11 protein-coding genes and 1 pseudogene are annotated in these 13,608 nt (G+C 69.2%); 4 read left to right on the plus strand and 8 right to left on the minus strand.

All coding sequences use genetic code 11. From position 1 onward, the window contains the following. Positions 1-768 precede the first annotated feature (768 nt). Positions 769-1,497: a peptidylprolyl isomerase gene (locus IPG61_03780; GenBank protein ID MBK6733198.1), complete on the plus strand. Its 729-nt coding sequence runs from the start codon at positions 769-771 to the stop codon at positions 1,495-1,497. A gap of 86 nt (positions 1,498-1,583) precedes the next feature. Here the strand turns inward: IPG61_03780 and IPG61_03785 are convergent, their stop codons facing one another. Both IPG61_03785 and IPG61_03790 read right to left on the minus strand, forming a co-directional pair. Continuing rightward, positions 1,584-2,840: an ABC transporter permease gene (locus tag IPG61_03785; protein MBK6733199.1), complete on the minus strand. Its 1,257-nt coding sequence runs from the start codon at positions 2,838-2,840 to the stop codon at positions 1,584-1,586. After that, on the minus strand, positions 2,837-3,787 hold the full coding sequence (locus IPG61_03790; GenBank protein ID MBK6733200.1) for an ATP-binding cassette domain-containing protein: 951 nt from the start codon (positions 3,785-3,787) through the stop codon (positions 2,837-2,839). Before IPG61_03790 ends, IPG61_03785 begins: the two co-directional genes overlap by 4 nt. 345 nt (positions 3,788-4,132) lie before the next feature. On the opposite strand from IPG61_03790, the gene IPG61_03795 reads away from it, so the two are divergent. Next, entirely contained in the window at positions 4,133-4,861 is a 729-nt protein-coding gene (locus IPG61_03795; protein MBK6733201.1) for a response regulator transcription factor, read from the plus strand. Beyond that, on the plus strand, positions 4,858-6,441 hold the full coding sequence (locus IPG61_03800) for a HAMP domain-containing histidine kinase (protein MBK6733202.1): 1,584 nt from the start codon (positions 4,858-4,860) through the stop codon (positions 6,439-6,441). The genes IPG61_03795 and IPG61_03800 overlap by 4 nt, the downstream gene beginning before the upstream one ends. A 28-nt stretch (positions 6,442-6,469) precedes the next feature. On the opposite strand, the gene IPG61_03805 is transcribed toward IPG61_03800, so the two are convergent. From IPG61_03805 to IPG61_03830, 6 genes and pseudogenes are all read right to left on the minus strand, one after another. Then, entirely contained in the window at positions 6,470-6,784 is a 315-nt protein-coding gene (locus IPG61_03805; protein MBK6733203.1) for a lysophospholipid acyltransferase family protein, read from the minus strand. A 656-nt stretch (positions 6,785-7,440) separates the two neighbouring features. Beyond that, positions 7,441-10,164, minus strand: a pseudogene (gene alaS, locus IPG61_03810) (alanine--tRNA ligase). Positions 10,165-10,330: 166 nt separating this feature from the next. Then, positions 10,331-10,807, minus strand: a complete 477-nt coding sequence (locus IPG61_03815) for a hypothetical protein (protein ID MBK6733204.1) — start codon at positions 10,805-10,807, stop codon at positions 10,331-10,333. A gap of 45 nt (positions 10,808-10,852) precedes the next feature. After that, positions 10,853-11,224, minus strand: a complete 372-nt coding sequence (locus IPG61_03820; GenBank protein ID MBK6733205.1) for a hypothetical protein — start codon at positions 11,222-11,224, stop codon at positions 10,853-10,855. Continuing rightward, on the minus strand, positions 11,181-11,702 hold the full coding sequence (locus tag IPG61_03825) for a glutamine synthetase (GenBank protein MBK6733206.1): 522 nt from the start codon (positions 11,700-11,702) through the stop codon (positions 11,181-11,183). The genes IPG61_03820 and IPG61_03825 overlap by 44 nt, the downstream gene beginning before the upstream one ends. Positions 11,703-11,852: 150 nt before the next feature. After that, entirely contained in the window at positions 11,853-12,734 is an 882-nt protein-coding gene (locus IPG61_03830; GenBank protein ID MBK6733207.1) for a TIGR01777 family protein, read from the minus strand. A gap of 501 nt (positions 12,735-13,235) precedes the next feature. Here IPG61_03830 and IPG61_03835 point away from each other — a divergent pair. Then, positions 13,236-13,608, plus strand: a 373-nt coding sequence (locus IPG61_03835; protein ID MBK6733208.1) for an enoyl-CoA hydratase/isomerase family protein, incomplete at its 3' end; no start/stop codon positions are given.

A 13,608-nucleotide genomic window follows, 5' to 3' on the forward strand; every position in this document is an offset into this window, starting at 1 on the left:
TCATCGCGGGCTGTCGCGCGCTCGGCGCCCTGGGCGCCCCTATCGCCGCGCGCGGCAGCGAGCCCGACCACCAGGCGCTGGCCCAGGTGGCCGACATCCTCATTGCGGCCGCCAACGCCAATGCGCCAGGCGTGGCGGAAACAGCGTTGGCGGCGATGGAGGCACTGGTCGCCTCCGCTCCCCTGCCGGCCGAAGCGGCCACCATCGAGAGCCTGCTGCCCGTCTGGCGCCTGCGCCTGGTGCGCGCAAGCGCCGAGCGCCTGACCGACACGCGCGTCGGCGTGCGCGCGGCCGCCGTGACGGCCTGGGCCTCGCTCCGCGGCCCGGCGGTTTCCGACCAGCTCGCAAGCACCCTGGCCGCCGAGACGAGCGCGCCGGTCATCGCTGCGCAGCTCAAGGCCGTGGCCGGCACGCATGCCGATCCCGTGCCGCTGCTGACGGCGCGCTCCGGCGGTCCCTTCGCCGCGCATCCCCTGGTGCGGGCTGCCGCGCTGGAAGGATTGGCCCACGTGGCCCTGGAGCGGCCGCACACGCTGCCCGCCGGCTTCGACGCCGGGCGCGTGGCGGCCATTCTCGCCGCGGCAACGGCCGACACCTCGTTCGTGGTCGCCGCCACGGCCGCCGACCTGGCCGGCAGCTTCCCGGGCGACGCCGCGGCGGCCGCGCTGTTGCGCGCCTGGGCCACGGCGAAAGGGCCCGGCGCCGTGGATGTGCGGCGCGGCGTGCTGACCGGCATGAGCCGGCTGTTCGCGCCGGCACCGGCCGCCGCTGCCCCGGCGACCGCGGTGCCGGCCGCTGCCGGCCGCACCGGCTCCGTTGCCGCCGGTCGCGGCCACGCAGGCGCCGCCTCCTGCCCCGCGCTGGACGCCGACGCCGGCGCTGCAGGAGCGCGCCGTGCAACTGCTGCTGGCCGCGTTCAACGAACCCGACGTGCGGCTGCGCCTGGAAGCGCGCGCCACGGCGCGCACCACCGGGCTGCTTCCCGAGCGACTGGTGCCCACCGAAGGCAGCCTGCGCGCCACCTTGCCGGCGGTGACCCGCGACCCGGCGCAGCCTGCGCTGACGTTGCCGTTCAAGGCGCCGGACCTGCGTTGCGACACTCCGCGCGGTTCGTTCCGCATCCGCCTGCATCCCGAGGATGCGCCCAACACCTGCGCACTCTTCGTCTCGCTGGCCGGTCGCGGCTGGTTCGACGGGCAGACCTTCCACCGCGTGGTGCCCGACTTCGTGGCGCAGGGCGGCGACCCCGACGGCACGGGCTGGGGCGGGCCGGGCTTCCTCATCCGCAGCGAGGCCAACCGGCGCCCGTTCAAGCGGGGCGCCGTGGGCATTGCCGACGACGGCCGCGACACGGGCAGCAGCCAGTTCTTCGTGATGCTGTCCGAGCAGCCGCACCTGAACGGCCGGTACACACTGTTCGGCGACGTGGTCGAGGGTATGGACGTGGTCGAGCGCCTGCAGCTCGGCGACACCTTCCGCTTCGCCCTGGTGCCCTGAGTCGCGCAGAAGATCCCCGTAAACGCGGAACCCCGGGGCTGCAACGGCCCCGGGGTTCTTCTGTCTGCGGTATCCGCCTCGTCCGGTCAGGAACGCAACGCCCGGGCGATCGTGGCCCAGGTGGGCGCCTGCCCGTACATGAGGATGCCGACCCGGAACAGCTTGCCGGCCAGGCGCGCCGAGAGCCAGATCGAAATGCCCATCAGCAGCCACGACAGGCCGATCTGCCAGAAGGGCGGCGTCTCCACGCACACGCGCATGAACATCAGCACGGGCGAGAACAGCGGCACCAGGCTCAGCACTGTCGAGATCGTCGAATTGGGCGACCGCAACACCATGGTCAGCATCATCATCGGGATGACCATGCACATGGTCAGCGGCATGTGGAACTGCTGGCTGTCCTGGATGGTGTTGCACATGGCGCCGACGCCGGCGTAGATCGTCGCGTAGAGGAAGAACCCGAGCAGGAAGAACATCACGAACGAGCCGAGGATGACCGGCGTCAGGAACCCGACGTCGAGCGTGATCTCGCCCATGGACACGCCGCGCTGGGACAGGAAGAAGAAACCGGCCGCCCAGATGCCGAACTGTGTCAAGCCTGCCGCGCCGATGCCCAGCACCTTGCCGAGCATCATCTCGCCCGGCGAGACGCTGGCCAGCAGCACTTCGACCATGCGGCTGCTCTTCTCCTCGATCACGGCGGTCAGCGTATGGTTGCCGTACATGATCACCATGATGTAGATGATCATGATCAGCGCGAACGCCATGATGAACGAGACGGACTCGTCCTGGGTCTCCTCGCCTCCTTCGGCTGTCACGGCAATGCTGTTCCAGTCCGTGCGCGCCGACAGGTAGTTGAACAGGGAGTCGGGCACCTGCGAGCGCGAGAAGCGCTGCTCCCGAAGGACGCGATTGAGCGCGGGCTTGAGCATCTCGTCGCGCACGACCAGCGAACTGACCGACTTGTTGTAGAAGCTGACCTTGCCCGTCTCGACGAAGTCGGCGGGTACGACCACGCCGCTGTGCACCGTGTCGTCCACGATCATCGTCTTCATCTCGGTAATTGCGGCCTCGAGGCCGCCGGCCCCGACGGCGACCGGCTCCAGGGTCAGGCTCTTGCGGCCGTCCTCCACCAGCGCATCGGACAACGGCCCGCGCACGACGCCGCTCTGGTCGACGATCGCGATGGTGCGCCGGTCGTCGCCGCCCTTGTCCGCCATCAGGGCCGGCAGCACGATGAACATCGACATCAGCGCAGGGCCGAGCACCGTCCCAATGACGAAGCTCTTGGAGCGCACTCGTTCCAGGTATTCCCGCGAAATGACTGTCAATACCTTGCTCATGCCTGCACCCCCTGCCGGCGGCGAAGCACGGCGGCCATGAAGATCTCGTTGAGGGTCGGCCGGTTGGCCGAGAAGAGCGTCAGGGCGCCGACCGCCTGCAGTCGCGGCAGCAGGGCCTGCGGCTCGGCGCCTTCCTTCAGGATCAGTCGCCAGCTGCCCTCGTGGAATTCCCGGTGCAGGACGCCGGGCAGGTCGTGCGGGGGCTCCAGCTCGCCGTCCCAGGCTACGCGCACCGAGCGCAGCGGGAAGTCGGCGCGCACTCTCGGCAGCGAGCCGTCGAGGATCACCTCGCCGCCCTCGATCAGGCAGATGGCGTCGCAGATGCGCTCCGCCTCGGCCAGCATGTGGGTCGAGAAGAGGATCGTGGTCCCGCGCTGCTTCTGCTCGACGATCATGTCGCGCAAGAGCTCGATGTTCAAAGGGTCGAGCCCGCTGAAGACCTCGTCGAGGATCACCAGGTCGGGTTCGCCGATGAACGTGGCCGCGAACTGGATCTTCTGCTGCATGCCCTTGCTCAGGTTGTCGATCTTGCGGTCGGCATAGGCACCCAGTTCCATGCGGTCGAGCCACTGGCGGGCACGCGTCCTGGCGGCGGCGCGCGGGACGCCCTTCAGGCGCGCCAGGAACACCAGCTGGTCCTGGCATTTCATCTTGCGGTAGAGCCCGCGCTCCTCAGGCAGGTAGCCGATGCGATCGCGCATGGACAGCTCGAGCGGGCGCCCGGCCAGCGTGATCTCGCCGGAATCCGGCAGGATGATGTTCATGATGCTGCGGATGGTCGTCGTCTTGCCCGAGCCGTTGGGCCCGAGGAAGCCGTAGATGCTGCCGCGCGGGACCTCGAGGCTGACGTTGTTGACGGCGCGCTTGTCGCCGTACGACTTGCAGACATTGCGCAGGGACAACAGCGGCGCGCCGACCGGCGGCAGCGCGAATGCGGGAGCGGACATGGAGCCTCCACGGGGAAGGATCACGACTGGCGCCGTGTGGGACGCAACCGCGGCATTATCGCGGCCCGGCGCGGACTTGGCAACCGGCGGCTGGTCGTACGGCGTCTGGACCAGCCGTGTTTCGCGACCCGCTTTGTGTCGTTTCGGTCACGTCGACCGGCACGAGCCGTGACGCTTTCGCGACATCCAGGACGTTCCCGCCGGGAAAAGATCACGAAACGGGGTTACCCTCTTGAACGGCGCCTAGGGCCATGTGATAATTAACGTTATGAAATCGGGCCATGGGGAGCCGCCGCCGGGCGGCCCCGCGCCCGCCGGGATCCCACGCAACGGAAGGCCGTGATCATGGCCGTGACCGCCGGAGTCGCCCGCCGCATCCTCGTGATCGAGGACGACGGCGAACTGATCGACCTGCTCTCCCTGCACCTGACCGCCGAAGGGTACCAGGTCGACGCCGCCGCCGACGGCGAGGCCGGGCTGCGCGCCTTCCAGTCCGGGCAGTACGGCATGGTACTCCTGGACTGGATGCTGCCGAGCACGAGCGGGATCGATGTCCTGCGCGAGATCCGCACCACCGACACGCGCACACCCGTCGTCATGCTGACGGCCCGCGGCGAGGAAACCGACAAGGTCCTGGGCCTGGAACTGGGCTGTGACGACTACCTGACCAAGCCGTTCAGCATCCGTGAACTGGTGGCACGCATCAAGGTCGTGCACCGTCGCATCGAGCGCGCCGAGGAGCTGGCGCGCATCGCTTCCGGCGACCGCATCCTCGACCTGGGTCCCCTGAAGATCGACCACGGCAAGCGCAAAGTACAGGTCGGCGGCGACCAGGTGCAGCTGACGGTGAAGGAATACGACCTGCTCTACACGCTGGCCAGCCGGCCCGGGCGCACGTTCAGCCGCCGCCAGCTGCTCGACCTGATCTGGGACCAGGACGCCGAGGTCTTCGAGCACACCGTCAATTCGCACGTGAACCGGCTCCGCAACAAGATCGAGCAGGACCCGAACCGGCCGCAGCTCATCCTCACGGTCTGGGGCGTGGGCTACCGGTTCACCGAGGAGTTCAATTGACCGGGACGGCCAATCAGCGCCCCAGGCGCACGCCGCGCTTCGCGAAGACGCTGCTGTTCAGGCTGTCGGCGATCTTCCTTGCGTTCCTCGGCCTCTGCCTGGGCGGCTATTTCCTGTGGATCCAGGCCACGGTCTTCTCGCCCTACGCGGATGACGCCGAGAAGAAGTGGTTCGAGACGCGCGCGGACAGTGAACTGGACGCGCTGGCCGCCACGCTGGCCTCCGTCGATCCCGGCTCGGCTGCCGCGGGGAGCGCCATCGCCAACTACGGCGAAAAGGTGACCCGCTTCGGCGTCGAACTGATGGTCTTCGGCCCCCGGGGTACGTCCCTGGCCGGCACGCCCGGCGACAGCCTGATGGCGGCGGTGCCTGCCGTCGAGGTGTCGTTGCTCTCGCAGATGGCGACCTCGGATTGGGATTTCTCGCGGTACCCGGACAAGTCGAACGTGGACGCGTTCGAGAACCGTATTTTCGACGTCAACGTGATCGGCGAGCCCGGGTCGCCGCGCGGCTACCTGGTTGCCAGCTACCGACCGCTCGAGATCGACGCCGGCGAACTGGAAGCGCACAGCAACCTGCTCGTGACACAGCAGCGACTGGTGAAGGTGCTGGCCGGCATGCTCGTGCTGGCGGCGGTCGGCGCGCTGCTGCTGATGGGCTGGACCAGCCGCCGCATCAGTCGCCTGTCGGTGGCCATGGAAGCATTCACCGGCGGCGACCTGCGCCGGCGGGTCGGCGAGGGCGGTTCGGACGAGATCGACGACCTCGGCCGCCACTTCAACCACATGGCGCGCCACATCGAGTCCATGCTGGATTCACTGCGACAGAAGGAGCAGTTCCAGCGACAGCTCATCGCAAACGTCAGTCATGACCTGCGCACGCCGATGGCCAGCCTGCGCGGGCACGTCGAGTCGCTGAACCTCCGCTTCGACCAGCTGGACGCCGCCCAGCGCGCCCGCGCCCTCGACACGATCAGCGGCAACCTGGAACACCTCGACCGCCTGGTCGAGCGCATGCTCGTGCTGTCGCGGCTCGACGCCGGGCAGGCGGCGATCCAGCCCGAGGATTTCTCGATCGTGGAACTGGCCGACTCGGTGATGCGACGTTGCGAGCATCTGGCGCTGCCTACTGGAATCACGATCGAGATGCGCGCGGAACCGCGCCTGCCGCTGGTCCACGCCGACCCGCTGCAGGTGGCGCTGGTGCTGCAGAACCTGCTCGAGAACGGCATCAAGTTCAACCGGCCCGCGGGCCGGGTGACCCTCACGCTCGCGCGCGTCGATGCCGGCGCCCGCGTGCTCCTGTCGGTGGCCGACACCGGCCGCGGCATCGCCGAAGCCGACATCCCCCACATCTTCGAGCGCTTCTACACGGGTGACGCCAGCCGGACGCGGAAGGGCGGTGCCCCGGCCCATCTGCAGTACAGTTCCGGGCTGGGCCTGGCCATCGCGGCCAAGGTCGTGGCGGCGCACGGCGACGAGTTGCAGGTCACGAGCCGTCCCGGCGAAGGCGCCGAGTTCCGCTTCCATCTGGCGGCGGCCGTCGACCAGGGCCTGGCTTCGATGTCGGCGGAAGGCTGATACCCGCCACGCCGGGCTCTGCCGCCATTCACGCGATCGGTGCCTGCCGGTCGGCTTCCTTCCAGCGCCGGTGCACCCAGAACCACTGCGCGGGCGCCCGTCGGATGAACTCCTCGACAGCCGCTGAAATGGCCGCCGTGTAGGCCCGGATGCCCGCCTCGTCCGCCGTACGTCCTTCCGGATGCAGCACCGGCCCCACATGGAGCACATGGCTGCCGTCGGGCTGCCGGACGATGCCCATCGGGATGACCGGACAGCCGGTCTGCAGCGAAGCGGGCAGCGCCGGGCCAGGCGGCGGCCTCGCGTCCCAGGAAGGGAATGCGCACGCCGCCGGCGCCCGCATCCTGGTCGAGAACCAGCGAGACCAGGCCCCCCGCGCGCAGGTGCGCCAGCACCGCAGGCGCCGCGCCGTCGACGGGCACGGTGGCAATACCGTGGCGGCGACGCCCGGCCTGCAGCCAGCGGTCGACGCGGCGGTTGCGCAACGGCTTGACGACATCGAGCAGCCGGTAACGCGCGGCCAGTGCGCGCCCACCCAGTTCGAAGTTCCCGAGGTGGGCCGAGGCCACGATCGCACCCCGCCCGCCGGCCAGCGCCGCATCCACGGCCTGCCAGCCGGGATCGACCCTGACCTGCGACAGCGGCGGCGTCGATGCCACCTCGACCAGGGTCAGGGCGAGGTGCCGGTAGGCATCGCGGGCCAGCCGCGCGCGATCCGGTTGCGGAAGGTCCGGATAACAGGCAGCCAGCTGGCGGTCGACGGTGCCGCGCCGAAGGCGCAGGACATCGCCGGCCAGCCGCGCCAGCCCGCCCGCGAGAGGCGCTCGCGCGCCGGCAGGCAGCAGGCGGCACCACCGGCTGAAGCCGAGGAGGGTCAGGTAGGCTGGCAGTTCGAACGGGCGCATGGGCTGACGATAGGGCGCGGCCCGCGCGTTCGCCAGAGTCAAGGCGCCGCCTTGTCCCGCTTCGTATCGCCCTGGCTTCGCTCCTGGTGTCGCTCTACGCGTCCAGGTGCGCGGCCACCGCGTGCGCCGCGCCGCCCAGCACGCGCTCCAGTGCGGATGCGTCGGGCAGTCCCGCCTGCGCCAGGTTGGGCCGGCCGCCGCCCTTGCCGCCGACAGAGGCGGCCAACGCCTTGACGATGTTGCCCGCGTGCAGGCGCCCGGCCTCGGCGAGTTCCGGCGTGACGGTCACCAGCACGGTGGGCTTGCCCTCGAGGTCGGCTCCCAGCACCACGACGCCCCCGCTGCCGAGCCGATCGCGCGCGTGGTCGGCCAGCTTGAGGAAGGCATCCTTGTCGGCGACGGCGACCATCGCGCAGACCATGCGCAGGCCGGCCACGGGCACGGGCGAAGCCAGGGCTTCCTCAGGCCGGCGCGCGCCGAATCCTGCTTCAATCCCGACAATTCCCGACGCAGCAGCTTCTGTTCATTGAGCAGGGCCGCAACCTGGGCCGCGTAGTCGCCGCCGTCGGCCCGCAGCAGGCCGCCGAGACGCCGCAGTTCGTCATGTTCGCGCCGGATCACCTCCTGCGCGACATCGCCGGCCACGGCCTCGATGCGCCGGACGCCGGCCGAGACGCTGCCTTCGCTCGTGATGCGGAAGGGGCCGATGTCGCCCGTGGCCAGGCAGTGGGTGCCGCCGCACAGTTCGAGCGAGAACAGCGAGCCCGCATCCGGCGGCCGCGCCCGGCACGGGCTGGGCACCATCGTGGATCTCGATGACCCGCACCCGGTCGCCGTACTTCTCGCCGAAGAGCGCCATGGCACCGCGCTTCCTGGCATCGTCGATGGCCATGTCCTGGTGGCGGATGACCGGCCGGTTGTCGAGCACGCGCTCCTGCACGATCCTCTCGACCTTCGCCAGTTCCTCGGGCTTCAGGGCCTGGTCGTGCCGGAAGTCGAACCGCAGGCGGTGCGGGTCGACGACGCTGCCGGCCTGTTCCACATGTTCGCCCAGCACGCGGCGCAGGGCCGCGTGCAGCAGGTGCGTAGCCGTGTGGTGCCGCATGGTGGCCAGGCGTGCGGCGCTGTCCACGTGCTGGCGCACCGCAGTGGCGGCCGCCAGGGCGTCCGCCAGTTCCTCGGCGCCGCAGCGCACGACCAGGGCGGGACCCTCCTCCGAAGGCACCGTACCGATGACCTCGAGGCGCGTGCCCATCGGCAACAGTTCCAGGGTGCCGGTGTCGCCGACCTGTCCGCCCGATTCCGCGTAGAACGGCGTCTGGTCCAGCACGACATGGGCCACGTCGTTGCCTTCCGGGTCACGACCGGCCGGCCGCACCGCCATCGCGCGCCCTTCGCCGGCGACCGCGTCGTAGCCGGTGAAGCGGCTGCGGAACCCGTCCAGTCCGCGTCCCTCGAGGGGACGCCAGGCGCCAAGCCCCTCGCGGTAGACGGCCTCGGTGCCGCTCTTGGCCCGCTGCTGTTCCATGCACGTCTCGAATCCGGCGTGGTCGACCGTGAAGCCGTCCTCGGCCGCGACGATCGCCGTCAGGTCGACCGGAAAACCAAAAGTGTCGTGCAGCTTGAACGCCTCGTCGCCGGTCAGCCGGTCGCGACCGCCGGCGCGCATGCCGTCGCGGATGTCGCCATAGACCTGCAGGCCCGCGTGCAGCGTGCGGATGAAGCGCTCCTCCTCCTTGCGGATCACGTCGAGGATGCGCGCACGACGCTCACGCAGCTCGGGGTAGGCATCGCCCATCTCGTCGATGACGACCTCGGCGATCCGCCAGAGGAACGGCTCCTCCACTCCGAGCAGGTGCCCATGCCGCGCCGCACGGCGCAGGATCCGTCGCACCACGTAGCCGCGATCCTGGTTGCTGGGGATGGCGCCGTCGGCCACGGTGAAGGCGCAGGCCCGGGCGTGGTCGGCCATGACCTGCATCGAGATGCGGGCTTCGCCTTCGGCCTTTTTCCCCGAGATCTCCTCCATGCGGCGGATCATCGGCGTGAAGATGTCGGTTTCGTAGTTGCTCTGCTTGCCCTGCAGCACGGCCACCAGGCGCTCGAAGCCCAGGCCCGTGTCGACGCTCTTCATGGGCAGCGGGTTCAGGGTGCCGTCCTGCTGGCGGTCGAACTCCATGAAGACGTGGTTCCACAGCTCGAGCCAGCGGTCGCAGCTGCAGACCCCGACGAAGCAGCCCTTGGGATGGTCGCACTTCGCCTGCTCGCCCTGGTCGTAGTGGATCTCGGTGCAGGGCCCGCAGGGACCGGTATCGGCCATCGACCAGAAGTTCTCCTCGTCGCCAAGGCTCAGGTCACCCAAGCGGATGATGCGCTCGGGCGGCAGGCCGACCTCGTCGCGCCAGATGGCGAAGCTCTCGTCGTCGTCCTTGTATACCGAAACCCAGAGCCGCGACTTGTCCAGGCCCATGACACCGGTCAGGAACTCCCAGCCCCAGACGATGGACTCGCGCTTGTAGTAGTCGCCGAACGACCAGTTGCCGAGCATTTCGAAGAAGGTGTGGTGGCGCGCGTCCTTGCCTACTTCCTCAAGGTCGTTATGTTTGCCTGAGACCCGCATACACTTTTGGCACGAGGCAGCCCGGACATAATCGCGCTTTTCGAGGCCCAGGAAGACGCCCTTGAACTGGTTCATCCCGGCGTTGGTGAACTTCAGGGTCGGGTCATCGTGGGGAACCAGCGAAGATGAAGCGACAACCACATGGCCGCGTTCGGCGAAAAAAGAGAGAAAACGCGCGCGAATATCCCTGGCTTTCAAGGCGGGCCCCCGCTGTAACTGGTGTTGATTTCGGTTCATCCGGCCGCCAACCGACCGAAGAACAATAGAGACAGAGGGTTGGCCCGGCAGGGCCGCCCATCGGACGGGACAGTGTAAGCCGCGCGCCGATCCGGGTCAACCGGCGGCGGGCGCCCCCTCCCCAAGGCTAGAAATCGAAGTACATGGTGTACTCGTAGGGATGCGGACGCCGGTTCATGTCCGCGATCTCGTCCCGCTTGATGGCCAGCCAGCGCTCGATCAGCTTCTCGTCGAAGACACCGCCCCGCAGCAGGAACTCGTGGTCGTGCTCGAGCGCGTCGAGGGCGTCGGCCAGCGAACGGGGCAGGTAATCGATGGGCTTGCGCTCGTTGACGGGCACGGCCTCCGGCGCGAAGCCGAGCGCCACCGGGTCGATGCCCTTCTCGATGCCGTCCAGCCCGGCCATGAGGATCGCCGCGCAGCAGAGGCAGGATTGGCGGTCAGGTCGGGGGCCGGTACTTTCGACGCGGCGAAGGCTGGCATCACGCACATAGCTCAGGATGCGGATGGCCGCGCCGCGATTGCTCTTGCCCATCGTGCGCACGGTCAGCGCCTCGAACCCGGGCACCAGGCGCTTGTAGCTGTTGGTGCTCGGATTGGCCAACGCGCACAGTGCGGCGGAGATGGGTCAGGATGCCGCCCACGTAACTCAGCGCCTGCTTCGGAGGCTGGCGAAGCCACTGGGGTCGTCGAAGATGTTGCGGCCGTTCTTCGTCAGGAACTGGTGGAGGTGCCAGCCGCTGCCGGCATTGTCGAGCAGCGGCAGCATGAACGTGACCTTCAGCCCGTGGCGTTCGGCCTGGTTGAACAGGATGTACTTCGACAGCACGGCGTGGTCGCCGGTCGTCGCCAGGTCTGCGAACCAGCCTTCGATCTCCTGCTGGCCCTGCGCCCCCACTTCGTGGTGGTGGTAGCGCACGGGAATGCCGAAGTCGGCCATGCACGCGCAGACCTCGTCGCGGAAATCGTCGTAGCGGTCATGCGGATTGCAGGCATGGTATGCGTTCTGAGACTGGAGCACCTCGCCCTGTGCAGGCGGACGCCCGTGTCATTGGCGCCCGGACGCATGGTTCGCATCGGCGAAGATGTGGAACTCGTACTCCGGCCCCCACTGCGAGAGGTCGGCGATGCGGAGTCGCGCAGCGCCTTCTCGGCTCTTCGCGCCGAGAGGTGCCGGCTGTCCTGGTTGAACGGCGTACGCGCGTCGTCGGCCAGGTGCGCCTGCGCGAACATCGTCGCGTCGGCCGCTTGCGGAACGGGTCGAGGCAAGCCGTGTCCAGGTCGGGGATCATCACCATGTCGCTGGCTTCAACCTTCAGGAAGCCGTAGCTGGATCCGTCGAAGCCGATCCCTTCGCTGCAGACATCCTCCGTGAAGCGCGAAAGCGGGAACGACAGGTGGTGCAGACGGCCCGCCAGATCGAGCATCTTCAGATCGATGAACTCGATGCCGCGGGATTCGGCGTCGCGCCGCACCTCGGAGAACGTCTTCGGAGTCATGTCACGCCCCTCCAGGCCTGGTGCCTCGGATCCGGTGCCAGCGCACAACGAATGGCCGCCATGGCCATACCTGCATTTGCGCCGGCCATCGAATATAGGCGCCGGGCGTCATCGCGCCAATTTCAGCCATGAAGGACAGCGGCCGCAGCCTCAGGAGCGGACCAGGTCGGCCAGGGCTGCATCCAGTTCCCCGTATTCGAAGCGGAAGCCCGCCGCCCGCAACGCATTGGGCACGGCGCGCTGGCTGGCCAGGACGATCTCCGCCTTGCGCCCTAGCAGTAGACGCAACGCGAACGCCAGGCACCGGCAGTCGGGCCGGTTTTGCCCAGCACGCGGGACAGGGCGCGATGAACTGGGACCGGGTCGGGGATCGGGAGCCACGGCGTTGACCGGGCCCTCGATAGCGGGCTGGTCCAGCACGAAGAGGACGGCGCGGGCGAGGTCGGCGCCGTGGATCCAGGGCACGTACTGCCGGCCGCTGCCGAGGCGCCCGCCGAACCCGGCACGCACAGGCGAGACCAGTCGCGGCAACATGCCGCCGGCGGAGTCCAGGACCGCGCCGATGCGCAGCAGCACCACGCGCACGCGTTCATTGCCGGCCTCGCGGGCGGCGTTCTCCCATTCCACGGCCAGTCGCGCCAGGAAGCCGTCGCCGGGCGGTGCGCTTTCGCCGAGGGCGCGATCACCCTGGTCACCGTAGAAGCCGGCCGCCGATGCACTCACCAGCGTCACCGGATGATCGGCCGCCGAGATAGCCGCCACGAGGTTGCGTGTGCCGGCCAGTCGCGACCGCCGGATGCGCCGCAGCTTGCCGCGTGTCCACAGTCCGTTGCCGACCGACTCGCCGGCCAGGTTGATGACGGCATCGGCGGCGCCCACCGCCTCCTGCCAGTCGCCGCCCACGGCCGGATCGCCTTCGCGGATCTCGACGCCGGCCGGAAGGCGCGCGGCTGCCGTCACCGCATTGCGCGTCAGGCAGGTGACCTGGTCACCGCGCGCCGCGAGCAGGGCAACGACCCTGCTGCCCACCATTCCGGTTGCACCCGTCACGAAAATCCGCATCTGCGCCCACCTCTCCGGGGCCCGGCCACGACCATCGACCGGCACGCGACAAGTCACCCCGGTGTCCACCGGCGGTTGCCGGGCGGGCCCAGGCGTGATGGTCCGAACCGCCAACGTCCAGGGTAGACGATGCAGTACGACAATTTACACATTGTGGGGTCGCCGACGGCTGCGCGACCGTCCGCCTGATCGGACCCGGCGCGCCGGACCTGGGCGCGATGTGCGACGAGTTCGTCGACCTGATGCTTCGCCTGCAGGAGGACCGCGCGGCGCGCGTGATCCTGCTGACCGATGGCGATCACGCATTCGACCTGCACCGCGATCTCGAAGGCCTGGCCGGCTCGCGTGGCCGCGGCCGCGGGTTCGAGTTGCTGGCCGCCGAAGACGAGATCGCCCGCCGCATCGTCACGCTGACCTCCGGGTACCCCAAGCCGGTGCTGGCGGCAACGCGCGGCAGATCACGATACAGGCCTGGGCCTGTTCCTGGCCGCGGACATCCGTGTCGCGAGCGAGTCGGCCACGTTCACGGCGCCCGACATGTCGGGTGGACTCGTAGCCGGGTGGGGCCTGAACCTGACCCTCCCGCGCCTGCTCGGGCCGGGCCGCGCCCTCGAGTTCCTGTGGTCGAGCCGCACGGTCGCAGCGCCCGAGGCGCTGCAGATGGGACTGATCGACCGCCTGCTCCCGGACGACCAGTGGGAACAGGAGGTTTTCGCCCTCACTCAGAGGGGCTGCCGGAATCCCCAGCCTGCCTGCCTGACCAAGCTCGCGGTGCAGCAGTCTCTACCGTGCTCGACCTCACCTCGATGCTGGCCCTGGAATGGGAGTCGCGGCAGCAGTGCTG

The organism is bacterium (assembly GCA_016703265.1).
GTDB lineage: Bacteria > Krumholzibacteriota > Krumholzibacteriia > LZORAL124-64-63 > LZORAL124-64-63 > CAINDZ01.